Source organism: Paraburkholderia tropica (assembly GCF_014171495.1).
Lineage (GTDB): Bacteria > Pseudomonadota > Gammaproteobacteria > Burkholderiales > Burkholderiaceae > Paraburkholderia > Paraburkholderia tropica.
The window spans coordinates 331,512-356,722 of the sequence record NZ_CP049138.1 but is presented as its reverse complement, the minus strand read 5'-3'; the positions used below and the strand labels follow the sequence as shown (position 1 = coordinate 356,722).

Annotated in this window: 20 protein-coding genes; 12 read left to right on the top strand and 8 right to left on the bottom strand. The window is 59.0% G+C overall.

Annotation, left to right across the window (positions count from 1 at the left end; genetic code table 11):
* Nucleotides 1-60 precede the first annotated feature (60 nt).
* From G5S35_RS38740 to G5S35_RS38725, 4 genes are all read right to left on the bottom strand, one after another.
* Nucleotides 61-1,119 carry a porin gene (locus G5S35_RS38740; protein WP_183040751.1) on the bottom strand — a complete coding sequence of 353 codons (1,059 nt, stop codon included), beginning with the start codon at nucleotides 1,117-1,119 and terminating at the stop codon, nucleotides 61-63.
* 478 nt (nucleotides 1,120-1,597) lie between these two features.
* Nucleotides 1,598-3,034: an MFS transporter gene (locus G5S35_RS38735; protein ID WP_237182017.1), complete on the bottom strand. Its 1,437-nt coding sequence runs from the start codon at nucleotides 3,032-3,034 to the stop codon at nucleotides 1,598-1,600.
* A 25-nt stretch (nucleotides 3,035-3,059) separates the two neighbouring features.
* Nucleotides 3,060-3,365: a DUF4387 domain-containing protein gene (locus tag G5S35_RS38730; RefSeq protein ID WP_116611360.1), complete on the bottom strand. Its 306-nt coding sequence runs from the start codon at nucleotides 3,363-3,365 to the stop codon at nucleotides 3,060-3,062.
* Entirely contained in the window at nucleotides 3,352-4,746 is a 1,395-nt protein-coding gene (locus tag G5S35_RS38725) for an acyclic terpene utilization AtuA family protein (protein ID WP_116611359.1), read from the bottom strand. The genes G5S35_RS38730 and G5S35_RS38725 overlap by 14 nt, the downstream gene beginning before the upstream one ends.
* 162 nt (nucleotides 4,747-4,908) lie before the next feature.
* Here G5S35_RS38725 and G5S35_RS38720 point away from each other — a divergent pair, with 162 nt between their 5' ends.
* The 6 genes from G5S35_RS38720 (at nucleotide 4,909) to G5S35_RS38695 (ending at nucleotide 12,716) form a co-directional block, all read left to right on the top strand.
* Entirely contained in the window at nucleotides 4,909-6,075 is a 1,167-nt protein-coding gene (locus G5S35_RS38720; protein ID WP_183040750.1) for a citrate synthase family protein, read from the top strand.
* Nucleotides 6,076-6,162: 87 nt separating this feature from the next.
* Nucleotides 6,163-7,191 (top strand): cyclase family protein, encoded by a 1,029-nt coding sequence (locus G5S35_RS38715; protein ID WP_116611358.1) that lies wholly within the window; start codon nucleotides 6,163-6,165, stop codon nucleotides 7,189-7,191.
* A 902-nt stretch (nucleotides 7,192-8,093) separates the two neighbouring features.
* Entirely contained in the window at nucleotides 8,094-8,912 is an 819-nt protein-coding gene (locus G5S35_RS38710) for a MipA/OmpV family protein (RefSeq protein WP_049782187.1), read from the top strand.
* A 10-nt stretch (nucleotides 8,913-8,922) separates the two neighbouring features.
* Nucleotides 8,923-9,636: a response regulator transcription factor gene (locus tag G5S35_RS38705; protein WP_011488827.1), complete on the top strand. Its 714-nt coding sequence runs from the start codon at nucleotides 8,923-8,925 to the stop codon at nucleotides 9,634-9,636.
* Nucleotides 9,637-9,756: 120 nt separating this feature from the next.
* Nucleotides 9,757-11,112 carry a sensor histidine kinase gene (locus G5S35_RS38700; protein WP_116611356.1) on the top strand — a complete coding sequence of 452 codons (1,356 nt, stop codon included), beginning with the start codon at nucleotides 9,757-9,759 and terminating at the stop codon, nucleotides 11,110-11,112.
* Nucleotides 11,113-11,615: 503 nt separating this feature from the next.
* Nucleotides 11,616-12,716 (top strand): alcohol dehydrogenase catalytic domain-containing protein, encoded by a 1,101-nt coding sequence (locus G5S35_RS38695; RefSeq protein WP_183040749.1) that lies wholly within the window; start codon nucleotides 11,616-11,618, stop codon nucleotides 12,714-12,716.
* A 139-nt stretch (nucleotides 12,717-12,855) separates the two neighbouring features.
* Here G5S35_RS38695 and G5S35_RS38690 read toward each other — a convergent pair whose 3' ends face one another.
* Complete coding sequence (locus G5S35_RS38690; protein WP_011488822.1) at nucleotides 12,856-13,290, bottom strand: winged helix-turn-helix transcriptional regulator; 435 nt, start codon at nucleotides 13,288-13,290, stop codon at nucleotides 12,856-12,858.
* A 106-nt stretch (nucleotides 13,291-13,396) separates the two neighbouring features.
* On the opposite strand from G5S35_RS38690, the gene G5S35_RS38685 reads away from it, so the two are divergent.
* Nucleotides 13,397-14,176, top strand: a complete 780-nt coding sequence (locus G5S35_RS38685; RefSeq protein ID WP_183040748.1) for an SDR family oxidoreductase — start codon at nucleotides 13,397-13,399, stop codon at nucleotides 14,174-14,176.
* Nucleotides 14,177-14,202: 26 nt separating this feature from the next.
* Nucleotides 14,203-15,090 carry an alpha/beta fold hydrolase gene (locus G5S35_RS38680; RefSeq protein WP_116611353.1) on the top strand — a complete coding sequence of 296 codons (888 nt, stop codon included), beginning with the start codon at nucleotides 14,203-14,205 and terminating at the stop codon, nucleotides 15,088-15,090.
* A 172-nt stretch (nucleotides 15,091-15,262) separates the two neighbouring features.
* Here the strand turns inward: G5S35_RS38680 and G5S35_RS38675 are convergent, their stop codons facing one another.
* From G5S35_RS38675 to G5S35_RS38665, 3 genes are all read right to left on the bottom strand, one after another.
* Nucleotides 15,263-16,555, bottom strand: coding sequence for an ATP-binding protein (locus G5S35_RS38675; RefSeq protein ID WP_183040746.1), 1,293 nt, complete (start codon nucleotides 16,553-16,555; stop codon nucleotides 15,263-15,265).
* Nucleotides 16,552-17,319 carry a response regulator gene (locus G5S35_RS38670; protein ID WP_183040745.1) on the bottom strand — a complete coding sequence of 256 codons (768 nt, stop codon included), beginning with the start codon at nucleotides 17,317-17,319 and terminating at the stop codon, nucleotides 16,552-16,554. Before G5S35_RS38670 ends, G5S35_RS38675 begins: the two co-directional genes overlap by 4 nt.
* A gap of 478 nt (nucleotides 17,320-17,797) precedes the next feature.
* Nucleotides 17,798-18,319 (bottom strand): response regulator, encoded by a 522-nt coding sequence (locus tag G5S35_RS38665; RefSeq protein ID WP_183040744.1) that lies wholly within the window; start codon nucleotides 18,317-18,319, stop codon nucleotides 17,798-17,800.
* A 325-nt stretch (nucleotides 18,320-18,644) separates the two neighbouring features.
* Here G5S35_RS38665 and G5S35_RS38660 point away from each other — a divergent pair, with 325 nt between their 5' ends.
* The 4 genes from G5S35_RS38660 (at nucleotide 18,645) to G5S35_RS38645 (ending at nucleotide 25,148) form a co-directional block, all read left to right on the top strand.
* On the top strand, nucleotides 18,645-18,986 hold the full coding sequence (locus G5S35_RS38660; RefSeq protein WP_116611350.1) for a hypothetical protein: 342 nt from the start codon (nucleotides 18,645-18,647) through the stop codon (nucleotides 18,984-18,986).
* A gap of 46 nt (nucleotides 18,987-19,032) precedes the next feature.
* The gene (locus G5S35_RS38655) at nucleotides 19,033-20,577 is read left to right on the top strand and encodes an efflux transporter outer membrane subunit (protein WP_183040743.1); all 1,545 of its coding nucleotides are present in this window, start codon (nucleotides 19,033-19,035) and stop codon (nucleotides 20,575-20,577) included.
* A 92-nt stretch (nucleotides 20,578-20,669) separates the two neighbouring features.
* Nucleotides 20,670-21,881 carry an efflux RND transporter periplasmic adaptor subunit gene (locus tag G5S35_RS38650; protein WP_183040742.1) on the top strand — a complete coding sequence of 404 codons (1,212 nt, stop codon included), beginning with the start codon at nucleotides 20,670-20,672 and terminating at the stop codon, nucleotides 21,879-21,881.
* Between the two features lie 12 nt (nucleotides 21,882-21,893).
* Nucleotides 21,894-25,148 carry an efflux RND transporter permease subunit gene (locus G5S35_RS38645; RefSeq protein ID WP_183040741.1) on the top strand — a complete coding sequence of 1,085 codons (3,255 nt, stop codon included), beginning with the start codon at nucleotides 21,894-21,896 and terminating at the stop codon, nucleotides 25,146-25,148.
* The last annotated feature ends 63 nt before the right edge of the window (nucleotides 25,149-25,211 follow it).

Sequence of the window (25,211 nt, the reverse complement as noted above, 5' to 3'; positions counted from 1 at the left end):
TTTACGTTAGATTGCTCGCAAAATTGGCGGTAACTTGACGCAGCCGCCTATACCCCATCTTTAGAATCTTGTTTGTAACCCGACCGATATGCCGGTGATACCGGAACTCCCGGGGCTGCGGTTGAGAACAGCAATATTTGTCGGATCCTTCTTGTACGCGCCCGAAAAATGATTTCGGTCGGCTTCCACGTAGACCTCGGCTCGCTTGGAAAGAAAATATTCGCCTATCACATACGCAGTCTGCTTGTGACCACCGGCGCCTTTAACGTTGCCCAGGTTACTGGCGATGTCATCGTAGTAGGCTGCAGTCACCGCAAATGCCGGCGTAACTTGCCAGACGACGCCGCCCTGCGGCACATCATCACGTCGCTGAGAAGGAGCTTTTGACGATCCACCCACGGTTAATACCAAATAGCTCAGATAGGCGCGAACGGGGCCAATCTGCCACACGCCGCCGGCGTAATAGTTCTGCGCCACCTGGCTTGCATCCGCATTGTAAGTGCGTTGATATGCAATACCGCCTCTTAGCGGTCCCGTATCGTAGCTAGCGGCCGCCGAATAGTTGGATCCCGCGCGCTGGTTTCCTGCGAGACCGCCGAATGAATAGCTTGCACTAAGCTTTGCTCCGGCGAAGCCGTTTGTGTACTTCACGGAATTGTTGAAGCGGCTATCCAAAGTGAAAAAATTCACACCGAGAAGACCGCCCGGAGTGATCGCCGGATCTGCGCCGCCAATCTGTGACGGATCCAGAGAAATGCCCAAATCCTCGAAGGAACTGAACTGGCGCCCCATCGTCAGACGACCATAAGTCCCATCGAATCCAACATATGCCTGACGGGACCAAAGGACGTTATTTGTCGCCAAGGTGCCGTTTGAGGAGTTGAAGCCGTTCTCCAGATGGAAAATGACTTTCATTCCGCCGCCAATGTCCTCGGAGCCGGTCAGGCCGAACCGGTTCGGTGCGATGATGTTGGAATATTCGACTGTCGAGCCTCCCTTCGTTCCATTAATCCATCTGACGCCTCCGCCAACAATACCGTAGATGCTCACACTTGACTGTGCGTGCGCAACATTGAATGCCGAGGAAAGCAGGATTGCAGCAAGCGGACCCTTGTTCATTCGTAGACCTATATAAATAATCGGATTGTAATGGCCTAAACGTCGCCGACAATCGCGTGTGCCCGGCTTGGGGCCAGTAGTGCGAGTTGACGGAAACGGTCTCCAGAGGCGTCTGTCTCCTCGACGCCAAAACATCTCTGCCGGACTGCCGCTTCAAGGAAGTCAGCTTCGCGACAAACGGCAGATAAGACTGGCACTCTGACCGCGGCCTGTCGGTGCGGTCGAGAGCCGAATATCATGGCTTCGTGCGGCGGGGTGAGTCCGTCATACCGTGGGGGTCAAGAGATGACCCTGCAGTAGGAGTGGCTATCGTGGCGCATCTGTCGATCGAATGTATGACTGCCACCGCGATGATCTCGCTCCCCGGTGCCGTCCAGCGGGGCTATCTGGGACTGAGATTCTCATGATTTGTAGCTCGGGTACTAATCGCTTCACCATGGGGGCGTGGGGATCAGGTCATCGTCTCGGTCTGATTCGATCATGGTTGCCCCGTTATTTCCTCAAAGGTCCTATTACGTGTTCTCGGGCCGGCCAGTCCGATGGTGAGCACCGCGACGAGCATGCAACCGCTGATCATAAGGAACACTGTCGCGACGCCGCCACGCGTCAAAGCAAAGGCAACGATGTACCCGCTGATGGCTGCCGAAAGTCTAGTAAACGAGTACACGAAGCCAACGGCGCGGGCTCTTATGGACGTAGGGAAGATTTCGCTTTGGTAAGCATGACCGTGAAAGCTCAAGGCCGCATTCGCGAATGTCAATCCGATGCCCATGCTGATCCAGCCAATGGGAGAGGCGGAGTGTGCGAAGATGACAGCTAATACAATGGCGACCAGGCCAATTACGATGATCTGGTGCTTGCGCTCGAATCGATCTGCCAGCAAAGCGACCAATATTGGCCCCAACGGCGCTGCAAGACTGACGCCGAAGGTATAGAACAGACTGTGCTTTAGCGGCACGCCCTGCGCCTCCAGCAGGGTGGGGATCCAGTTGCCGAATCCGTAGTAGGCAATGTTCTGAAAGACGAAGTAGACGATCATCATCAACATCGCATTCCGCACGTAGCGAGGTGAAGCGCGGTGTGCCGTGCGGGGCTCTGTCGGCGTTGGCGAGACCGGCGCAGACTGCACACCAGGCGGCTCTCCAGCGTCAAAGACATCGAGCACGGCGTGCGCCTCCTCCCGACGCCCCTGCGACGCAAGCCAACGCGGGGACTCCGGCAAGTTCCGGCGAAATATCCAGAATGCCGCCGCCCCCGCTGCTGGAAGGAAGGTCAACCACCTCCACCCCGTAACGCCCAATATCGAGCGCGGGATCAAGACGGCTGCCAGCAGGGCTGCGATGGGGATTGCAGAATATTCGATGGATTTACCCATGCCGAACGCCTTGCCCCGGAGGTGCCTGGGCATGATTTCCACGATGAAGCAGTCGATTGCGACAGACTCGGCGCCCAGTCCGACACCTGCCAGGAATCGCCAGAAGCAGACCCAGATCGAGTCGTTCTGCAACCCCATGACAAGCGTCGCAAGAGCGTAGGAGGCCAGCGCGTAGCCGAACACAGCCTTGCGACCGAACCGGTCTCCTAATCCTGCGAATCCGATCACACCGACATACAGGCCGAGGAAGGTAGCTGCTATGAAGGTTGCCTGGTCGGAAAATCCGAACAGGCCAGCATTCCCTGTTTTGAAAATCCCCGCTGCCACGAGCCCTGGGGAAAGGGGAGCCGTCAAAGCGAGGTCGTAAATTTCGAAGAAGCCGCCCACCGCGATCAGGGCGACCCATCCCCAAAGGCGCATCGACCCGTTCAGCGCGTCAATGCGCGCACCGATCTGAGCCACCGCTGCGGCATTCTCGGGATCGTTGCGAGCGGGCGCGCGACTTCCCCTGGCTCTTGCAGCCATCAATATCTTGTTCAATGTTGTCTCCTCCTGGGTCGACCGGTCAGTCGATCCGGACGCTCAATAGCGGAATGAACTGCTGCCCGCCGTGCAGATCCGATGCCCCCAGTGCACCTTGCGTCGACGGATGCGGGATACTGAACTTGAATGCGCGAGCGCTGTCGCATTCGAAAAAACGGACCTTGTCGGGTGTGGTGTGATACAGACGCGAAAACATCTCGACGTTGAGTGCCCCCGAGCGCTTGACCAGTTCATAGCTCTCGTCGTCACTGAACAGGATGTCAAAGGTCAAGACAAAAGGGCCTGCGTTCTTGCTGCGGATCATCGCCGCGATGTCAGAGAGTTGCATGCCTGGCTTCCTCGATATGCGTGATGGCGGTCCGAAACATGGATACTGGCGTATCCGGCAGCACGACGTGATTCATGTTGAAGGCATACACCGGCCCGCGTTCAATGTGCGCCGGGTTGTGCAGGCAAGCGAAGCCCGTGATCGATCCTTTCCACTTGGTCGTGGGCTGGTGCAGCAACGGTTGCCGTGTCAATTGCACCAGGGCGCTGGCGGTCTGCTGGTCCGCAGCGGTTGCTTCGACAACGAGCCCGATCTCGTGCGGGATTCGTGCGCGATCTGGCTCAAGCGCCCCCATTACGCCGTCGCGGCCGTATGCGTGATAGTCGATCCTCGCGCCCATCGCTTCCAATGATTTGCCGAATACCTTTTCCACCGACAGCTCGACACGCTGAATCACTTTGGCGAGCCAGTCGTCAAATTCCCTCAGGATGAAGGGATCGCGGACGCCGCCCACCATGATGCTTTGATACCCCACAAGTTCGGCGCCTTCGAGCTTGATGGTGGTCCGCTCGGCTGGTCTGAACTTGCTTCCCCGTATCCGCACGCTTGTCTCGTCGATCTGTTCGTAAACGGTCTCGCTGATGTCCAGTACGCCGGAGGCCTCAGTGAAGCAAAACGGATCGGCGTTCTCGTAGAGACTATGCGCGGCGACGGATTGTGTCGTGCAACGCAAACCTGGGCCGATCGGCTGGATCACCACTTCGTCGGGCCGCACATAGCCGACGATCATGCCATGTGCGGGCCTTTCGCAAACCGAGGGGCCGCATTCGACGACCTTGCCCGCGTGCCAGGCGAGCCCATGAGGAAGGCCCATCTGGATCGGCATAGCCGCATAGAGCGCCGGGTCGCTGCACCGCCCAGCCACAACGAGATCAACGCCGGCGGCGAGCGCCGCCTGCAACGGCTCGACGCCCATCATGCCGACTATGCGCTCGCTGTGCCGGATCGTAGTTTCATCGAGATGGGGAGCCGGGTTGAGTGCGCGGATGCGCCCCTGCCCAAGTTGGTCCAGCAGGAAGTCCTTTGACTGCTCCGAGCGAATCTCGGCGACCTTGAGCTCCAGTCCCTCAGAAGCTGCGACCTCGCGCACGACATCCATGAACCAGTCAACGTGCACGTCTGCGCCGCCCGTGCCCACCGAGCCAATCAGTAGTGGAACCTTGGCGGGCACGGTGTTTCGCAGCAGGGTGGTGAGGTCTCGCAAGATCGCTTCACGTGGAAACGCGCACACGCCCATTCCCAATGCAAACGGACCCGCGTCCGTGGTGCCGGCGTCGGCAGCAACGAAATGTGGCTCGCACGCCATCGCCTTGCGCAAGCTGTCTTCGGGGACGCCGATGCCGAGCATCCCGCTCGCGGCAATAAACCTGCATTCCTTCATGTTGTCTCCATCCGGATGATCAATGGCCCGGCTGGGAACAAGTGTCGATGTATGTCGCATCATCAGTCAATCTCGATGATAATTGTCGATATATTGACTTCACCTCCGCACCCCATGACAAACACAGCTCCCGTACCGCTGGGCTCCAGCGATAGCCTTTACATGACGGCGGAGGAAGCCGCGAGCGCGTTGAATGTCAGCGTGCCCACGCTCTATACCTATGTCAGCCGCAAGAACATCCGTGCGCACAAGACTCGCGGCAGCCGGGTCAGCCGGTACCTGCGCTCGGATATTGAACAGATCAAGTCGGGGATTGCGCCTGCCTCGGCGCGCGACACCGCGCCCGGTCTGACGGGCTCGTCGGCTATCACCTTGATGACGGAGGCGGGCTCCTTCTATCGCGGTGTGAGTGCCATCGATCTGGCAGAGAAGGCCACTCTGGAGGACGTTGCCCGGCTGCTGTGGGATGCCGTTGACTTCGATCCCTTTGAATGCCCTGCGACCGCGCTTCCGCCGCAGAGTGATGCGCTGCTCAAGGCCTGTGGCAACTTTAGTGCGCTGGACCGAGCCATCATGCTGCTTCCCGCCATCGAGGCGGCGAATCCTCGTGCGCACGATCTCGGCAAGCATGGCTTTCTTCGCTCCGGGGCAGACGTGTTGCGCTGGTTCGCGGCCTGGATGCTCGGACAGTCATCTCCGGCCAGGCTGCCGCTGCATCGCTACATTGGTGCGACGACAAAATGCGGACCTAAACTTGAGGATGCCGTACGCAGGGTGCTCGTTCTTTCGGCCGATCAGGCATTGCATCCCGCAACCTACGTCGCTCGCGCGGCGGCCAGTACCGGCGCAACGCCCTATCGGTGCGTGATTGCTGGCCTGTCGGCTGCCACGGGCAAACGCTTGCCGGCTGTTCGCGTTGGTGCGTTTTCCCGCTTTCTGGCCGAAATCGACAACGCCCAGGATTCGACCGAGCCGATCAGGATTCGCATGCGGGAGAGCGAAGACATTCCCGGGTTTGGCTATTCGCCATTCAATGCGCCAGATCCACGTTCGGCAGCATTGTGGGCCTCGTTGCGCGTTCTGCTGGCTACCGACCGGAACTTTGCACGCTTCGAGCGCGCTATCGACCTCGCCATTGATCTTACGGGCCAGCAACCGGATTTTGCGCTGCTGGCTGCCTATGTGAACCGCCGCATCGGCGCCGAGCCGGACGCGAATCTCGTGCGGCTGGGGCGCATTGCCGGTTGGGTGGCACACGCGTGGGAGCAGCAAAACGAGATGCCCCTGGTACGCTGGAAGGTCAATTACAACGGTGTTCTACCCGGTTGATTCTTATATCGATACAAACAATCGATATTGACACATTCCTTTCCCGAACTGTATGTTCAGCGAAAACTTGGGGTTCAAGGAGACAGCGTGAACAAGCGGTGGGTACGTCGGCCGGAGGGGTCGAACTGGGGTGATTTCGGTAACGAGGATCAGATCGGCAGGCTGAATCTCCTGACACCAGAAAAGGTCAGGCAAGGTCTCGCAGAGGCACGGGAAGGCATCACGTTTTGCTTGAGCCTGCCGCTTGACTATCCCGGGGGCGATGTCGCCAATCCTCGGCGACACCCGCCCCGGCTGTTCGGTGCGATGCTTGGCGGCCAGTGCTTTCACAATCACGCGCGACCTGTGCCGGGCACTGGGCGGCGGTCGGTTGTCTGCGACGACGCCGTGCTCCTCTCTACTCAATACTCGACGCAATGGGACAGCCTTGCACACGTCGGCGCCGAGTTTGATGCGGACGGTGACGGCATCGCCGAGGTCGTCTACTACAACGGATGGCGCGGTGGCGAACATATTGTGACGCCACCGCCGCGAGAGGATGTCGAGGAATGGGCGAGTCATGAAGGCGTCAGCGCCGGACCACTAGGCATCGACACGATGGCTGCGACTTGCGTGCAAGGGCGCGGCGTAATGGTTGACCTGTTCGAGCGTTTTGGCCGCGAACACCATCGCGTCGGCTACGACGAACTCATGCGAATCTTCGATGACGACGGAGTGGAGGTCGAATCCGGAGACATGCTGTGTTTATGCACGGGCTTTGACGAATTGCTGCTCGAGATGAACAGGGCGCCTGACCCCTGGCGGTTGCACAACAGCTGCGCAGGGCTCGATGGATCCGACTCCCGACTGCTGCAATGGATCACTGACTCCGGTGTCGCAGCCCTCATTTCGGACAATCGTGCTGTTGAGATTCTGCCGCCACCGCCGGGCGCAGCGAGCACCATCCATGAACATTGCCTTTTCAAGTTGGGAGTGCCGCTCGGCGAGCAATGGTTACTCTCGCCCCTGAATCGGTGGCTGCGCGTGCGTGGTCGCAACAGGTTCCTGCTTACGGCGCCGCCGCTGCGGCTGCCCGGAGCAGCTGGCTCACCGGTCACGCCGGTCGCAACAGTGTAGAAGCCTATGAGTGCTCCTGTAGTCGTTCTCTGCAGTAGCGCGTGAGGGTGCGGGTGAATTCCGGTTGCCGCGCCTTCTTTCGTCCGACGCTTGACGCGAGGCTGGATCAGATGATCTCGAGCCGCGGGAGAGGGGCGAGGCCATCTGCTGGGTCGGAGAAAACCAGCTTGAATGTCTGGTCCAACCTACGGATTCAACCAATGAGGACTCGGCAGCGCGACCGGCCAAAGGAGCTAGAGCCCAGCCGAATACGGCACACTGAGTGCACCCGGACGTAAGTGCTCAGTCAATGAGCTCCCGGCAACGAAGTCGTAGTGACAGAACGATCTGCCTCAGTGACCAATCCGATCATGCTTCGCCCGGTCCGACAGACTGGAGTTCGACGGCATCCGGACATTGGTAGTGCCTCAAGCATTGCCTGCGCACGTTCCAAATGGGACGATCGCCATGTACTTGTAGTACTTCGGCGGAAGGTGAAAATCAACGGCAGCACAAGAGATCCTTAGTTATTCGGACGGAAAATTGCGAAGTGTCGCGATGCCTGACGATGTGGTGTTCGTCGAAGATTCCCCTCATTGCGAATGGCAAACGGCAGAGGTGCGCTCGCCTTTGATAACGACCCGGTCCCTGTTGCAGTCAGACTGGAATGCCTTGTCGACGGTGAGGCGCAGCGCAGGGAATCATTCGCCTCGGATTGCTACCGGACTACAAAACTGCATGTGCCCCCCGCGGATCCATTGCGCGTTGCAGCGGTGGAGTATGGATCTGCTCGACCGAAGAGCTACAGCACGGTTGCGTAGAGCCGCGTTGTTTATAGTCGATTCTCAGGTCGGTAAGTAACTGGTAAGTCGAACTCCCATAAAGTCAGTTCCATCCTGTTCACTGACTTTCCGGAAGCGACTGTGAGAAAAAAATCTTTGCCTGTTCGCCGTATATTTTTGTCCACGATCTTGCTTGGGCTCTCTTCGGAGATTGCGTGGGCACAGGGAGCGGACACGGACCAAACCGGGACCGCGAATTCTGGTTTTACGATCCTGAACAATGCGACCGATGTGACCCATTGGGGGCTTGGCGGGGGTGTCAGCATCGGAGAGTCGCCGTACAAGGGTTACGGCTCAAAGGTCGAGCCGTTTCCGCTGGTGTATTTCGACGACAAATGGGTGCATTTGCTGGGTACAACGATCGACCTGAAGATCGGGAACTGGGACGGCGTAAGTGTCGCGTTGCGTGGGAGATTTAATTTTGGTGACGGTTACAAGCAGTCCGACGCTCCGATCCTGAATGGCATGGAGGACAGAAACGGTGCATTCTGGTACGGCCCGGCGCTCGCGTGGCGTAGCGCATTTGGGACGTTCTCCGGGGACTACCTGCTAGGCGGGAACAAGGGTGAGCGGGCCGGCGTCGATTACAGCAAGACCTTCGAAATGGGGACCTTTTCGATCACACCGCACGTTGGCGTCGAATGGTTGAGCGGCAAATACGTTGATTACTATTATGGCGTACGCCCCTCGGAGGCTCGCCCCGGGCGCGCGGCGTACACGGGACGGGCAAGCTGGAATACGTCGCTGGGAACCCGTGTCGACTACAACCTCACACGGCACCAACGCCTCCTGCTGGACGTTGGTGTGTCGCATTTTGGCGGCGGCATCACGGACAGTCCGCTTGTCGGGAAGAGATACGTCCCGGATATAAGGATCGGTTACACCTATCAGTTCAAGTGAGCATAGTGTCATGTCACGGGTTGCAATTGTCGAAGATCACGAACGCCTTGCCGACATGGTGGGCCAGGCCCTCGCCGGGGTGGGAGTCGAGGCGGACGTTTTCCGCAATATCTCGGAGGCGACCTATGGCGTGAGCCGGGCCGACTACGCGGTGTTGATTGTCGATCGTGGTCTTCCTGATGGCGATGGGCTGACTTTCCTGCGTGAGTTGCGTGCGGCGGGCCGGATGACGCCATGCTTGATGCTCACGGCCCGCGATGCCTTGCACGATCGAGTCGACGGCTTGGAAAGCGGCGCGGACGACTACGTGACCAAGCCGTTTGCAATGAGCGAGCTGGTCGCGCGGGTGCGCACCCTGATGCGCCGCCCGGTGACGCTGACAACGTTGGTTGCGTCATACGCGGATGTGGTCGTAGATCCCCGCCAACGCGAGATGCGCTGCGGCGTGCTATCGGTTCTGCTTGCCCCGGCCGAACTACAGATCATGCTTTGCCTTGTCGAGGCGGGTGGCCGAACTGTTCGGCATTTGGCACTCGAGCATGCCGCGTGGGGGCTTGGCGAAGCAGTAACACCGAATGCGCTGGACGTGACCGTGCACCGGTTGCGGAAGAAACTTCTCGCGATCAACGCAAGGGCGCGACTGACGAATCTTCGCGGCGCAGGATTTGCCCTGGAGGACGCTACGGCGCAACGGCAGCAGCCTTCGCGACCCGAAGGCACATGAGGGACCCGTTCTGCGGCCATCGGACCGCAAGAGCGACCGATTCGTGTCGCCCGCGGATCCACCCGATATGAGTATTCCGACGCCCAGCAATTCCGCTCCCGTTTTAACCTGAGAGCCGCCATGTTCAATCACTGGATTCGAAGTCTGTCGGCCCGGTTATGGGTGACGACCGTCGTCGCGCTCGCAGCCAGCCTGACCGTGCTTGCCGGGATGGTTATCCATGTTCTCGATCACTACCCGGAGCAGACTCTGGGTCGACGTGAAGAGATGGAGAGTCTCGCCAGGGTAATTGATTCAATCAGGTTCGACGACTCCGGCTTTCCCCGCGATGTGGAGCTTCCCGATCGGCAGGCTTGGCTGTTTCAGGTTGCGCCCACCGAGCTCAAATATCGTGTGCTGGACGCGCAGGGTCACGTCCTGCTTGCATCCGCGGGAGCAGAAAAAGACGGTCCGTGGCTGACGGGCGACCTTTCTGCCGACGTTGGCAAGATAGCCCACGCGGATGTCGACGGCCGGCGGTTTTCGATCGCGACGCGCAGGGTATTGCGGGGACAATCCGAGTTCTATGTGCAGACCGCGACGAGCGCCAGGTTCATAGACATACTGGTCAGTTCAAAGGTCAAGCCCATTCCGTCGACGGTCAGGGTCATTTTCTTTGTTGCAATCGCTATATTCGGCGTTGTGCTGTTGTTTACGATCCGCCGCATGCTCAAGCCGTTGCGGGACGCGTCCGACGCGGCGGCGCAGATAACTCCGCGTCATCTGAAAACGCGCCTTTCGACCCATGGTGTTCCAAGTGAGCTCAAGCCGTTGATCAATGCCTTCAACGACGCGCTCGGACGGCTCGAGAACGGCTTTCTGGTTCAGCAGCAATTTCTTGCGGCCGCTGCGCATGAGTTTCAAACGCCGCTGACGTTGATCCGCGGGCAGATCGAGTTGCAGCCGGAGATCAAGGAAAGAGATCTTTTGTTCCGCGAAATCGACCTGATGTCGAGGCAGGTGCGACAGCTGCTACATCTGGCCGAAGTCAGCGAAGCACAGAATTTCGACTTCGGCGAAGTCAACATTGTCGACGTGGCGCAGGATGTCGTTGCCTATCTGGCTCGCAAGGCCGATGCAAAGCAGGTGAAGTTACGTGTGGATGAGCGCGACGCGGCACCGTCGATCTGGGCGGACAAAAGCGCGTTGTTCATCCTCCTCAAGAATATCGTCGAAAACGCGATCAACGCGTCCCCTGCTTACGGCATCGTGTTGTTGACGATTGACGGGATATCGATCGAGATTTCTGACGAAGGGCCTGGTATCCGGAAGGATCATCTTCCGTTTCTGTTCAAGCGATTCTGGCGCGCGCCCGATGCAAGGCACGATGGCGCGGGCCTGGGATTGGCAATATGCAAGGAAATTGCAGCGGTGCACGATTGGCGCCTGACAGTGAGCTCACTTTCGATTGGAACGCGCTTCACTGTCTGGCTATGACCTTCCTCTTTGTCGAACCGCTGACTCGTCGCGCGATTCTCGTCATATGCACGGGTGGAACGTCGATGCGCATCTCGTCGTTGAGGAAACCGCGAGACTGTTGGCAGTTGATCTGAGCGAAGCAGTCGGGATTCCGATAGTTGTGAAAGCCGGGGATATGAGCAACCCCGTGGCACGGTCGAAGATATTGGGTAAGTCATACGAAGTGGTGATGGAGGCATTGATGTCCCGCCAACTCAGGAAACTCCCGAGAACGCTGTTTCAGATGATACCCGGGCACATTGCCTGAGGTGCTGTCGAAGTCGATCGTGATGACAAATGGAGTCGTTTGCGCCGGGCACCAATCGGTGCAGTGGATTCATTTCCAGCACGAGTTTGCGTCTTGAGGCCCGACTGATTCGCGCTGTGGTGCAGAAGGCAAGCGCGAGCAGACGTATTTCCGAAATTCACGTTCAGCCTCAAACAACTCTAGTGAATTTCACCTGACATACAGCGAGGCTCCAATGAAAGCTGCTCTTCTCAATGCATTCGGTACTCCGCTCTCCATCGAAACATTACCCGATCCGGTTATTGGAACAGGCGAAGTCATCGTTGACGTCGTTGCGGCAGGAGTGGCGAGCTATGCACACGGCGTCTTCTCCGGCGCCCGGAATTACCTGCTGGAGCCGCCGCTCGTGCCGGGTGCGGGCGCTATCGGCCGGGTGCGTGCGGTGGGTCCGGATTCCACACGGCTCGCAGTTGGCGACTGGGTCTACTGCGACCCGACCATTCGCGCGCGTGACAATGCCATTAACCCGGACACGATTCTGCAAGGGTGGACCGCACGTAATCCAGCGGCCCTTTCTCTGCATCGCTTCTATCACCACGGTTCCTTTGCGACGCAGATGCTGGTGCCGACCGAGAATGTTACGCCTATTGGTGATCTGGACGAGCGCGATGCGGGGAAGTGGTGCGCGTTGAGCCAATTGCTGGTGCCGTTCGGCGGACTGCTCGCTGGAGAACTGCAGCCTGGCGATACTGTGCTTGTTAACGGGGCAACGGGGGGGTTCGGCAGCGCCGGAGTCGTCGCGGCGCTCGCTATGGGTGCAGCAAAAGTTGTGGCCGCTGGTCGAAATCAGCAGAAGCTGGATGAACTGGCTCGTCTGCTCGGTCCGCGAGTGAGTTGCGTACGCATGACAGGAGACGTGGACGATACACGACGAATCTGCGAACTCGCGGAAGGGGAGATAGACCTCGCGTTGGACATATTGCCCCGTGGGGCGTCTGCGTCGCAGGTGCTGGCGGGTGCGAAGGCGCTCAGGCGTGGTGGCCGCCTGGTGCTCATGGGGGGAGTCAGGAAGACCGGAGACGACGAGCCTGCACTGCCATATGTCTGGCTTATGCACAATGAAGTCACGCTTCGAGGTCAATGGATGTACCCGCGTGTGGCGATCCCGCAAATGGTTTCAATGATTCGTGCCGGGCTGGTCAGCCTGACGAAGTTCAACGTCACCGAATTTGCTTTGGACGATGCCAATGAAGCGGTTGCCTTCGCAGCCGATAACGCTGGTCCGCTCTCGCTGGTCGTGATAAGACCCTGCAGGCGAAAATATACTCATGGCTAGTCGAATCAGCGCTCTTACCGTGCGCCGTTAGCCCGGGACGCCGGAGTGCCGCTACCTGCCGCACCGGTCGCGTTTTCTCCGGGGCTGGACCATACGCAATGAAGCGGTGATCGATCATCGACGCGTACCGTTCATTGGTTCATTGTGTCTGTCCATCGTCAAAGGCGTTGCGTGCCCTTTCGACCGCGTCCAGATTGTTGGCGGCCCAAATCCATACGCCGCAAAACGCCGCTCCCAAAGTGATTCCCAGGTCTGTAAGCTTGTACTCCACCTTCGGTGGCACGACCGGATACACAGTACGCTCGATTAGCCCATCGCGCTCCATCGCGCGCAAGGTCTGGGTGAGCATCTTCTGACTGATACCTTCGACCCGTTCGCCGAGGCGGCTGAAACGCAGCGGCGATTCTTCCGCGAGGACGTCGAGAATCAACATCGTCCATTTGTCTGCAACGCGACCTATTAGATCTTTGACCAGGGAGCCAATCCGCGGATCGAGGTCAATCGGCGGTGTAAGGCTGGCGTAGTACTGCGCGGCTGCAACTTGTTCCTTGGTAAATGCCGGACCTCGTCTCATGGTCACACTCTCCATTTGGTAAGTATCTGACTTTCAGGTGCCTTCTTCCTCTTTGACAGTATGCACGTCAAACTACGTCAATGCTCAATTCAACTGGAGATGACGGGTGAAACTGAATGGAAGGACCGTTTTGATTACGGGAGGAAGCAGTGGAATAGGCCTCGAGCTGGCGAAGCAACTGATCGCGCGGGGTAACAGCGTGATAGTCACCGGGCGCAATCGCGCCAGGCTGGAAGCCGCACGGCAAGCCGTACTAGGCCTCCACGCTTTTCAAAGCGACGTTAGCGATCCGGCGAGCATCGAGTTGCTTTATCAAAAGGTGTCAGCCAGTTTTCCTCTGTTAGACACCCTTGTGAACAACGCGGGCGCGATGCGCAATATCAAGCTTGATCAGCAGTATCAATTGAACGATCTGACAGCCGAGATCAACGGGAATCTGAACGGCACCATTTGGATGGTCCAAACGTTTCTCCCCCTACTCTTGCGTCAGAAGGGCAGCTTGATTGTGAATGTGTCGTCTGGCCTCGCGTTTGTTCCTTTTCCGGCGGCTCCGATCTACAGCGCGTCCAAAGCTGCGATCCACGCATATACACGGTGTCTGAGGGCGCAACTGGAAGGCTCCTTCGTGTCAATCGTCGAATTGGCCCCTCCCGGCACCGAGACACCGCTGTTCAGGGGCGAGTTCGCCGAGGAAATGAAAGGGGAGAAAGGCATGGACGTCAGTGTGCTCGTTAAACACACCATCGACGGTATCGAAGCCGGGAAACAGGAAGTTCGTCCGGGCCTGAGCAATGTGCTGAAAATCGCCAGCCGCGTTGCGCCGCAATTCATGTTTCGGCAGATGGTGAAGCTCGGTCGTCCGCGATCGTCCAGTGTCCGAAGATAGCGAACTTAGTAAGCGACAGCACTGCCATGATATTGGAAACATCGATTGCAAACGGGCGGGTGACGTCGTCCGACGGTACGTCAATCGGATACGAGTCATTTGGTGATGGGCCTGGTGTTGTCCTCGTTCAGGGTGCGATGGGGACCACACGGAATTACCATCAGCTCGCTCTCGCGATGTCCCACAAATTTACCGTCCATGTGCCGGATCGGCGCGGACGTGGATTGAGCCCGCGCCCCTACGATGCTCAACATTCGATTCAAAAAGATGTCGACGACATTCGGGTCCTTCTCGAGCATACGGGCGCTCAATTCCTCTTCGGGCTAAGTTCCGGAGCGATGATAGTTCTTGAAAGCCTCCGAAGAGGCCTGCCGATCGAACGCGCGGCAGTGTACGAGCCACCGTTCTATCTGGGCAGGATGGCAACGCACCTCGTCGCGCGCTTTAATACGCAGGTTGAACGCGAACGACTGGACGACGCGCTCGCCACGGCGATGCGCATCGTCGGTCTGGGACCCCGGATTTTGCAGTTTGTGCCTCATTGGATTCTTCGGCTCGGTGCGGCACGCGCGTTGCGCGTCGATGATAGTCGGTCGACTTCGTATGCATCGTTAAGGGAGTTGATTTCCGCGATGCGTTACGACTTCAATGTCGTGTCAAGCATGAATCAGCATCTACACGATCTTCGCGCAGTGAGTACCCCTGTGCTACTGATCGGTGGAAGCAGGAGTCCGGACTATCTTAAGAAGGCACTCGTTGCATTGAAGGCGACATTACCTTATTGCGAATGTATCGAGCTCGCCGGAGCCGACCACTCGTCGCCCTGGAACGAAGATCTGAACGGAAAACCAAAGCTGGTGGGGAGCATCCTGGTTGAATTTTTTGCGACGACTCAGGCCGGCAAGACTCCGTAGACAAGAGATGCTACCTTTGATCTAACTCTTTTCTCCGATATGTTAAGTGATTGGCATGCCTGCGAATTAAGTCGTTGTGTCCCGACAGCGTCATGACGGTAATTGGCGTGCGCCGTGAAGAGGTGGCGTTCCAGCGGGTACAAAGCCCAATGGAGTCCGCCCCGGACACAGGTCATTTAAGGGGAAGACGCAGCGTCGCCGCGAGGCCACCTTCGGTTCGCAGGCTCAGATCCAGCCTACCTCCGTGCCAACGGATTATGCGCTCGGCTATCGCGAGGCCAAGTCCGGTACCGCCCGCCTTGCCCGGTGAGGCAATACGCCGGAACGGCTGTTTGAGCAATGGCAGTTGTGCTTCCGACACTCCTGGCCCCTCGTCTTCCACGCTGAGCACGACGTAACCGGGCTCTGTCCATGTGCGGACAGCGAGTCCGATCCGGCCATGGATTACCGCGTTGTGCATCAAATTCATCAGCACCCGCTGCATGCCGACGGGCCGGAAAGGGATCGATGGCAACGGCGCCAGTGATACCTGGAAGATGTATCCGAGACCGACATAGTCAGCCGCGAGTTGATCGACCAGCGCGTTAAGATCCCCTTGCGCAACTGGCTCGCTGTCCCAACTGCGTCCGAAATCAATAAATTGCTCGACAATGACGTCAATCTCTGCGACGAAGTGCTCTGCACTCGCAGACGGAGCCTCGAATGCCTCGGGCGCTGAAATCGCCATCCTCAGTTTCGTGAGCGGAGTACGGATGTCATGTGAAATGCCCGCAAGCATCTCTGTTCGGGTTGCATCCATTTCCGCGAGCGACGCGACCATCTGATTGAACGTGCTCGCTACTGTAATAAACTCGACGGGTCCGTCGACGGGCACCGGTTCGGGCCACCCACCATGTGTGACCGTTGTCGCCGCACGTGCGAGGCGTTGCAGTCGCACCACTGTGTACCGCTGGATGAGCCATGCGCCGAGTGCGGGGAATGCGGCGATGGTCAGCAGTTGCGCAATCAGACTCCACGGCAACTGGTGACTGATTTCGGCCGGGACCGGCAACATTACCCACTCGAGCCCCTCGCCGATCCGAAGCTGAATCCATATCCGGCGGCTGTCCTTGCCGCCTTCCAGGCTAACCAGCGTACCGGATGGCAAGTGCTGCGTGAGGGTCTGCAAGAACCGGTGAGCTGAAAAGCTGTGGGTATCCGTATCCGTATCCGCACTTGCCGGTGGTGCCTGTTCACCGCCGTTGATGGCTACGAGCTCGTTGTATCGGACCTGAGGTGGCAGCGCCCTCAGCAACCGCTCGACCTGTCTCGTCTGAGATGCAAACAGCGATGCGGCCTCATCGATGCGAGGAGTCTCGATGAAAACAAAAAATATCGTGAACGTTGAAATGTCGCTGGCGACGACGAGAAGCAGGAGAAGCAGGAGGTTGCGTCCTAGCAGCGAACGTGGCAACAATCCGGTCATACATCGAACCTCGCGACAAGCATATATCCGACGCCCCATACCGTGCGGATATTGCGTGGCGAAGAAACATCTGTTTCGACAATCTGACGGATTCGCCAGATCTGCATATCGACGATCCGTCCAGACGCGTCGGACCCGGCGCCCCTGGCCCGTTCAATCAGCTTCGCCCGGCTCACCGGGCGATTTGGCGTGCGCGCGAGCGCGCACAGCAGTTGCATATCACTGTTGCCGATATCGACCTGGAGGTTGTCATAGCGGGACAGAATCCGCCGTCCGATATCAAGCCTGAACGGGCCAAAGCGCAACAAGGCAACATCTTTTCCCGGCATCGCTCCGTCGGTGGCGTCCAGCTGCTGCCTCAGCATGTCCCGGCGACGCAGTAGGGCACGTACGCGAGCCAGCAACTCGTTCGGCAGAAACGGCTTCGCCAGATAATCGTCCGCGCCGAGCTCAAGGCCTATCACGCAGTCGACAGGGTCACCGCGCGCAGTCAGCATCAGGATCGGCAGTGTTTCGCCCTCTGCTCGCAGTCGCCTGCATATCGAAAGCCCGTCCTCGTCCGGCATCATCACGTCGAGAATCAGTAGATCGTACGAGTGGCGTTCGAGAGTCGTCGCGAGCTGCATGCCGTTGCGTACCGCACGCACTTCAAAGCCATGTGAGATGAGGTATCGCTGGAGCATGTTACGGATGACCGCTTCGTCGTCGAGAACGATAATGCGGCCCTGCCGGGTATCGGTGACCCTGGAAACGACATTTGGCATGATGTGGGCACTGCTGGCCGGTACATTGAAGAGCGCAGATTCAGCGTTTATTGGGGGATGCCAAGCGTGCCGCTACCGCTAGTTCCCGCCGTGATGGTACCCACCGTGAACGGCTACTACTCCTACTCTTGGGCGCGCGGCCACTACTGCTACCCGTGTGGGCGCGGCCACCACTGCGATCCGTGCTGGCGCGATCACCGGCGCCGCCACCACCACCGCGGGAGGCGGTGGTACATAAGCTGGGACCACGGCAACTGGTGCTGGGACCACGGCAGCTGGTGCACCGACGGAAACGCCGACGGCTACGCCCGCAAATGCGGGACAGTCGGCACAAACCAGTACGGTTGCTGCGGCAGACAAGGCAAAAAGCCGGATTTTCATGGGTATCGTCCTCTAGGTTGAAGCCGCGCCAAAGTAGTTTGGCCACGACAAAGCCAGTGTAAAAATGCGTCGCGTTCCTGTCTGTTTAAAAATTGTCTCAGATGTCTCGTCGCTGTCTTTCCGCGAATGAATGCCCGGGATCTGGAACATTCCGGATTGCTGACGGTTGCCGGTGGCGCGCTTCGGATGTGAATACGTGCATTGACGCGGCAGCGAAGATTTTGACCAACGCGAACTCGCGCTCAGACAGTCTGAGTAACCTGTCTTCGTGACTTAGCTTGCGCGCCAGCAGCTCGCGGGGATTGCTGGATTTGCCGAGGTAATCGTCGGCACCGGGTTCGACTCCCACGATGCTGTCCTCTACGTCCACGCGGGCGGTCAGCATAACGACAGGAATCTCATCGCCCGCTGCGAGCAGGTTACGCAGTGCCGTCAGGGTGCCTGCGCCGGGCATCATCACATCTAGCACAATGAGGTCGGGACGATTGCGCCTGAGTTGATGCTGTAAAGAACCCGCGTCGCGCAATATGGAGATCTCGAAGCCCTGGTTGGCGAGATAGCGGTTTGCCGGATCGCGCAGTCCGGCGTCAGCGTCGACGACAAGTATACGAGGGGGCATGGGACGTGCAGTTCCGTTAGCACGGCTTCAATAGACCAATCAGTTCGGTTCGGGTAACTGGACAACTCCACGACGGCCATTCAATTATCAGTTCGACAGTCTTACCCGATACTTACCGGCCTGATCTCAGTCAGACGGACTGGCATCCTGGTAAGTGAGCGGTAAGTCGAGTGCTCCTAAACTGGTGCCACTTTTCGCCCGATCTTAGGACCCACTTGAAGGCAACTCCTTCCCTGCCACACGGCATGGCGCTGGCGACTGCGTTGACGACAATGCGCCGGAGAGTCATCCCCCGTGCCATCCGTCAGTCTCTGCAGCGTTCCCGATGAAGCGGAGTCTTGCGACGAGCCTGCGCGCGCATTTCGTGCTGCTCGCTGTTTTCCTGCTGATCGCGGCCGTTCCGGGATGTGCTCTCTACGTAATGTTCGATCTGCTCGATGCAGGCGAGCCTCCGACGAACGTTCGGGCCGCGTTAGTGCTGCTCGCGCTGGCGGTCGCACTCGCGCTACGGTTGTTCGCGCTACGGGCATTCCGGGCTGCTTATGCGGTTGGTCATGTCAGGCTGCATGGCACGGGCGAAGACGGGACATCGATCGAGCTCGACTGCGAGCATAGGTGGTTCGTTCAGCTGCATCTCGAACTGATGGGTTACGACTGTATCGACTGAGCGCGATACCTTGAAGCTGCATTGCAAAGAGAGAAGGAAGCGTGACATGAGGATGCCGTTTATCGATTCCGAGGCGAGCCGCCGGGAGGTACCGTGGACAACACGGACCCTGCGGCTTGGCTGCTTGTTCGCTGCCACACTATTCGTGGCAGCCTGCGCCGTCGGCCCCGACTATCACAAGCCACCCCAGGACATCCCTGCTACCTTTAAGGAAGGCACGGACTGGCAGCGGGCTCAGGTGAACCCGCAGGGCGCCATTTCGAGCACCTGGTGGCTCGACTACCACGACGACACGCTGTCGAGCCTCGTGAATCAGGCGCTCAGGGCCAACCAGTCGATCGCCTCTGCGGAAGCCGCATACCGGCTGGCCCGGGCCACGATCGATGCAAATGTCGCGAGCCTCTTCCCGACAGTCGGGTTGGACGCCTCCGGATCGCGCGCGCGCACGGCCGCGGTCGAGAGCGTCACGGGGCAGCCGTACATGAGCAATCTCGCGAGTGTCAGCGCTTCCGCTAGCTGGGAGGTCGACCTGTGGGGCAGTGTTCGGCGCGAGATCGAGTCGGCCAAAGCCAGCGCTCAGGCAAGCGACGCCCAGCTCGCCGGCGAACGCCTCTCGATCGCCGCCAGCGTCGCGGTGGACTATTTCTCGCTGCGTCAGGCCGATGTCGACATCGCTTCACTGAAGCAGCAGCAGGGCATCGACGCGCGGATTCTGGAGATGGACCGCGCTGGCTTCGTACAGGGAACAGTGTCAAACGACGAAGTCCTCGAGGCGCAGGACACGCTCGAACTCGTGATCGCTGAGCTGCAAGCCACGGAGACTTCACGCGAGCAGGACGAGCATGCCATCGCAGTGCTGACCGGTACGCCACCGGCCAGCTTCGCCCTGCCGCCGCAGCCCGGCTATGTCTTCACGACACCCGTCGTGCCACCGGGATTCCCGTCGCAACTTCTGGAACGGCGCTATGACGTCGTGAGTGCGGAGCGCACGGCCGCCGCGGCCAACGCCAGGATCGGTGTAGCAAAGGCCGCGTTCTTCCCGACCCTGACGCTGTCGGCGCAAGGCGGCTTCGAGCATAACGCGCTGGCGAACCTGTTTTCGGTGCCGAACCGCTTCTGGACACTTGGACCGGATCTCGCCGCCACGATCTTCGACGGCGGCGCGCGCTCGGCGGCCGTCCACGAAGCCGAGGCCACCTACGACGAACAGATCGCCACATATCGCGGAACCGTGCTCTCGGCGTTCCAGAGCGTTGAGGATAGCTTATCGTCTTACAACCACCTGTGTAAGCAGGAGCAGGCGTACGCGAACATCTACGAGCGCAATCAGCGGCTCTTCTCTAGCCAGCAGGCCCAGATGCGGGCCGGCACGACAAGCGAACAAGCCCTGTTGACCCAACAGATCACGTTGCTGCGGGCCGGGCAGAGCCTGAGAGATACGCAGGCGGCATTGACTGAGAGCAGCGTCACGCTAGTCAAGAACCTTGGCGGCGGATGGCAGTGGGATGACGCCAGGGGTGCGGCAGTCAGCATCAGTGCGAACGCTGCGCAGCAATCCTCGGATCAAAAATCGGGGGAAAGGTCGCAATGAAAGATCGCCTTGAACTTAGCCGCTTTGGGGGGCGAAGCATCGAGTCCAGCGATAGCCGGTTGCGTCGGGAATTGGGAAAAACTGGAGTCTTCATGAAGTCACTACCGTTGCTGTGCGTTGTCCTTTTCATACTGTCAGCGCTTTCCGGCTGCGCAAAATCCAGTCACAGCTCGGCAGCTCCGCGGCCGCAGGTCGGCGTGATCACCGTCCAGCCGCAGAGTGTTGCCCTGACGCGCCATCTGGTCGGACGTCTTGCGCCGTATCTCAGCGCCAACGTCACGGCGCGCGTGTCCGGTGTCCTGACCAAACGGGTCTATAAGGAAGGTAGCGACGTCCAGGCCGGACAGGTGCTCTTCGAGATCGATCCTGCGTACTATCAGGCGCAGCTCAACAACGACCTCGGCATCCTCGGCGAAGATCGGGCTACCTGGATGAACGACAAGGTCAACGCGGCGCGTTATCACCAGCTGCTGCCGGTCGGCTCCGTGTCGCAACAGACAGTTGACAACGCCGATGCGACAGTGCGCAGTGACGCGGCTAAAGTCAAGGCCGATGAGGCGATGGTGGAAAGCGCGAAGGTCAACCTCGGCTATACCAAGGTGACCTCGCCGATCCGCGGCATTGCCGGTCAGCAGCTAGTGACCGTCGGCGCCCTCGTGGGTAGCGGTACCTCCGATGCTGGCTCCGGCGGCACCTTGCTTACCACCGTGAACGACATCGACCAGCTCTACGTGAACTTCACCATGAGCGCCGCGGATCTGCTGATGCTGCGAGAAGCAGGTGCCCGCGGCGACGTCGCGCTCGCCGAGCCAGACAGGACGACCGTGCAGATCACGCTGCCAGACGGCAGCGCGTACGCCAAACTGGCCACCCTCGACTTCTCCGACGTCTCCGTGAATGCCACTACGGGTGCGGTCAATCTGCGTGCACTGGTACCGAACCCTCAGCGCACGCTACTCCCGGGCATGTATGTGACGTTGAACGTGACCTTGGGCCAACAGCGCAACGTGTTCCTGGTGCCACAGGAGTCGCTTCAGCGTGACACCGTAGGCGCTTATGTATTCGTTGCCGATGCGAGCGGCAAGGTGGCGCGCGAGGATGTGGCCGCCAACGACAGCTTGGGCACCAACTGGATCGTTACCACAGGCCTTACGGCCGGCGATCAGGTGATTGTCTCCGGTCTGCAAGGCCTGCATGAGGGCGATCCTGTCAAGTCTCATCCATGGCATGCGCCGTCGGCGGCCGCGCCGCAAGACGGATCAGCATTGGCTGCAGGCAGCCGGACTGCCGTCAACGAACACTAAGGAAGCTGCCCCATGCCTCGATTTTTTATCGATCGCCCCGTCTTTGCGTGGGTGATCCCGATTCTGATCTGCATCATCGGTGTCATTTCGATGATGCATCTTGGCATCGACTCTTATCCGGACGTCGCGCCACCTCAGGTCACCGTAACGGCCACGTATCCTGGCGCGAATGCCGCGACCATGGAATCGACTGTGACCCAGGTGATCGAGCAGCAGCTCACCGGCATCGACAACCTGCTATATTTCAGTTCTACCTCGAACTCCAACGGCACCGTCACAATCACCTTGAGTTTCGAGACCGGCACAAATCCGGACATTGCGGAAGTGCAGGTTCAGAACAAGGTCAATCTGGCCCAACCGCTGCTGCCGGCCCAGGTGACACAGCAGGGTGTGGTCGTCGCCAAGGCGAGTCCGGACATCTTGATGTTCCTTTCCCTGCAGTCGAGCAATCCGGCCATCGACGCCGCGCGCCTGAACGATATCATCGCGTCGCAGATCCAGCCGGTGATCGCACGGGTCAATGGCGTTGGTAACACGCTCTCGCTGGGCTCTGAATACGCCGTGCGCATCTGGCTGAATCCGGACAAGCTACAAGGGTATGGCCTGTCGACCACCCAGGTGCTCCACGCTGTAAGCGCCCAGAACGCGCAGTTCGCAACGGGCTCGCTCGGTTCCGATCCGGCCGTGAAGGGGCAAGTGTTTACTGCTTCGGTATCAGGTGACACGCTCTTCTCTTCACTGAAGCAGTTTCGCGACATCATCCTGTTGACCAACAGCAACGGCACCGTGGTCAGGTTAAGCGATGTTGCACGCATCACTTTCGGTGCGCAAAGCTACGGCTCGGCCTCTGTCTATCAGGGCAAAGCGGCCGGCGGCATGGGCATCTATCTGCTGCCGGGCGCCAATGCGCTTGCGGTGGCCAAAGCGGTGAAGGCCGAAATGGCTACACTCGCCAAGGATCTTCCGGCTGGCGTCACCTGGAATGTGCCTTATGACACGACGCCGTTTATTTCGGCTTCGATCGCCGATGTGGTGCGCACGCTGCTGGAGGCGATTGCGCTCGTCTTTGTGGTGATGCTGATCTTCCTGCAGAACCTGCGCGCCACCATTATTCCGACCCTCGTGATCCCTGTGGCGCTGCTGGGTACCTTTATCGGCCTCTCGGCGCTGCACTTCACACTCAATCAACTGACCCTGTTCGGGATGGTGCTGGCAATCGGCATTGTGGTGGACGATGCGATCGTCGTGATCGAGAACGTCGAGCGCATCATGAGCGAGGAACATCTCGAACCCAAAGAGGCTACCCGCAAGGCGATGGGGCAGATTACCGGTGCCATTCTCGCAATCACCGTGGTGTTGGCCGCCGTGTTCATTCCGTCGGCGTTACAGCCGGGAGCCACCGGCATCATCTACGCTCAGTTTGCGTTGACTATTGCGGTTTCGATGTTGGTGTCGGCGTTCCTTGCCATGTCGTTCACGCCGGCGCTCTGCGCGGCGATTCTCAAGCCCACGCACGAAGAGAAAAAGAACTTCATTTTCCGCTGGTTCGACAAGGGGCTTGCGCGGATCAACGAGCGTTACGCGCGCCAGATCGGCGGTGCGGTACGTCACGCGCCGCGCTGGATGGTGGTGTTTGTATTGCTCTCCGTGCTGGCTGGGTTTCTATATGTGCATCTGCCGACCAGCTTCGTGCCGGATGAGGATCAGGGTTTCATGCTCGCACTCGTCAATCTGCCAACTGGCGCCACGCTCCAGCGTACCGAAGACGTCATGGACGCGATGTCGGACAGGCTCAAACATAGCCCGATTGGCAGGGACATCGCTGGTGTTTACCAGGTGGAAGGCTACAGCTTCGTGGGCAGTAGCGAAAACGTGGGGATGGCGTTTATCCAGTTGACCGACTGGGACAAGCGCTCCGAGAGCGCGATGCAGCTCATTCCGCAGGCGAACCGTATATTGCATGGACTCCAGGACGCGCGCGTCTTCGTCGTCGATCTTCCCACCATCCGCGGGTTGAGCCAATTCGGCGGAATCGACATGTACCTGCAGGCTCGTGCGGGTCAGTCGCGCGCGGAACTGGCGCAGGCCGGACGCGTTCTGCTTGGTAATGCCGCAAAAAACGCGACGCTGTATGGTGTTCGGCCCAATTCGCTTCCCGATGCGCAGCAACTTGAGATGTCCGTCGATCGCGTGCAGGCGCAAGCAATGGGGCTCTCGCTGACCGATGTCTATAACGCCATCCAGATGGAGCTGGCTCCGTACTATGTGAACCAGTTCACCTATGCGGGTCGTGTCAAGCGCGTGTATCTGCAGGCCGATGCACCGTACCGGATGGGGATCGACGCGTTCCAGCATATCTACACGCCCAGCGGGATCAGCAGCGCGTCAACCGGTGCCACCAGTACTTCTGGTGAAACCACCAACACCAGCGGGTACCTGACCCAGGTCAACCCGACGGCGACCAATAGTTCGCTGAGTCCGTACAACATGGTTCCGTTGTCGAGCGTGGTGAAAACACATTGGGATGTTGGTCCCGTCGCATTGCCGCGTTATAACGGCTATTCGGCCATTGAGATTGTGGGCAATCCCGCGCCTGGCTATTCGACCGGGCAGGCCATGCAGACACTGCAGCATATTGTCGATACTCGGCTGCCACCGGGCTTCGCCGCGGACTGGACCGGTCAGTCCTACCAGGAAGTTCTCTCTGGCAATTCGGCGACGTTGCTGATGATTCTGTCGATCGTCGTGGTATTCCTGTGCCTCGCGGCACTCTATGAGAGCTGGTCGATACCGGTGGCCGTTCTGCTCGTGGTTCCGCTCGGTATGCTCGGCATGCTGACCTTCTGTCTGCTACGTGGCATTCCAAATGACATTTACTTCAAGATTGGTCTGGTGACCGTGATTGGTCTTGCAGCAAAGAATGCGATTCTCATTGTCGAATTCGCCGTCGACGGACAGGCCAGGGGCATGACTTTATACGACGCTGTGTTGACGGCCGGAAAGTTGCGGCTGCGACCGATCCTGATGACATCGATGGCCTTCATCCTCGGGGTTTTCCCACTCGTGATTTCTACCGGAGCGGGAGCGTCATCCCGGCACGAAATCGGTACAGGGGTAATAGGCGGAATGTTGTTCGCGACCGTCCTCGGTTTGCTGCTGATCCCTGTGTTCTACGTGGTGGTGCGGCGTATTCTCGGGGACAAGCTCGATGAGATCCCTAACAGGTTGCCGCACGGTGGCAACGACCGGACAGACATCGTCGCATGACCTGGAGCCAGGCGAACGTCGATTGCTGGCATCAACGAAGAGCGAGAACGTGGGCCGCTGTCG

What these genes read in the sequence shown, in the direction of transcription:
- G5S35_RS38700 (WP_116611356.1), top strand. Translation starts at nt 9,757, where the DNA reads ATGTTCAATCACTGGATTCGAAGTCTGTCGGCCCGGTTATGGGTGACG.
- G5S35_RS38650 (WP_183040742.1), top strand. Translation starts at nt 20,670, where the DNA reads ATGAAGTCACTACCGTTGCTGTGCGTTGTCCTTTTCATACTGTCAGCG.
- G5S35_RS38675 (WP_183040746.1), bottom strand. Translation starts at nt 16,555, where the DNA reads ATGACCGGATTGTTGCCACGTTCGCTGCTAGGACGCAACCTCCTGCTT.
- G5S35_RS38730 (WP_116611360.1), bottom strand. Translation starts at nt 3,365, where the DNA reads ATGCAACTCTCTGACATCGCGGCGATGATCCGCAGCAAGAACGCAGGC.
- G5S35_RS38740 (WP_183040751.1), bottom strand. Translation starts at nt 1,119, where the DNA reads ATGAACAAGGGTCCGCTTGCTGCAATCCTGCTTTCCTCGGCATTCAAT.
- G5S35_RS38720 (WP_183040750.1), top strand. Translation starts at nt 4,909, where the DNA reads ATGACGGCGGAGGAAGCCGCGAGCGCGTTGAATGTCAGCGTGCCCACG.
- G5S35_RS38725 (WP_116611359.1), bottom strand. Translation starts at nt 4,746, where the DNA reads ATGAAGGAATGCAGGTTTATTGCCGCGAGCGGGATGCTCGGCATCGGC.
- G5S35_RS38670 (WP_183040745.1), bottom strand. Translation starts at nt 17,319, where the DNA reads ATGCCAAATGTCGTTTCCAGGGTCACCGATACCCGGCAGGGCCGCATT.
- G5S35_RS38690 (WP_011488822.1), bottom strand. Translation starts at nt 13,290, where the DNA reads ATGAGACGAGGTCCGGCATTTACCAAGGAACAAGTTGCAGCCGCGCAG.
- G5S35_RS38645 (WP_183040741.1), top strand. Translation starts at nt 21,894, where the DNA reads ATGCCTCGATTTTTTATCGATCGCCCCGTCTTTGCGTGGGTGATCCCG.
- G5S35_RS38655 (WP_183040743.1), top strand. Translation starts at nt 19,033, where the DNA reads ATGAGGATGCCGTTTATCGATTCCGAGGCGAGCCGCCGGGAGGTACCG.
- G5S35_RS38665 (WP_183040744.1), bottom strand. Translation starts at nt 18,319, where the DNA reads ATGCCCCCTCGTATACTTGTCGTCGACGCTGACGCCGGACTGCGCGAT.
- G5S35_RS38680 (WP_116611353.1), top strand. Translation starts at nt 14,203, where the DNA reads ATGATATTGGAAACATCGATTGCAAACGGGCGGGTGACGTCGTCCGAC.
- G5S35_RS38695 (WP_183040749.1), top strand. Translation starts at nt 11,616, where the DNA reads ATGAAAGCTGCTCTTCTCAATGCATTCGGTACTCCGCTCTCCATCGAA.
- G5S35_RS38660 (WP_116611350.1), top strand. Translation starts at nt 18,645, where the DNA reads ATGAAGCGGAGTCTTGCGACGAGCCTGCGCGCGCATTTCGTGCTGCTC.
- G5S35_RS38705 (WP_011488827.1), top strand. Translation starts at nt 8,923, where the DNA reads ATGTCACGGGTTGCAATTGTCGAAGATCACGAACGCCTTGCCGACATG.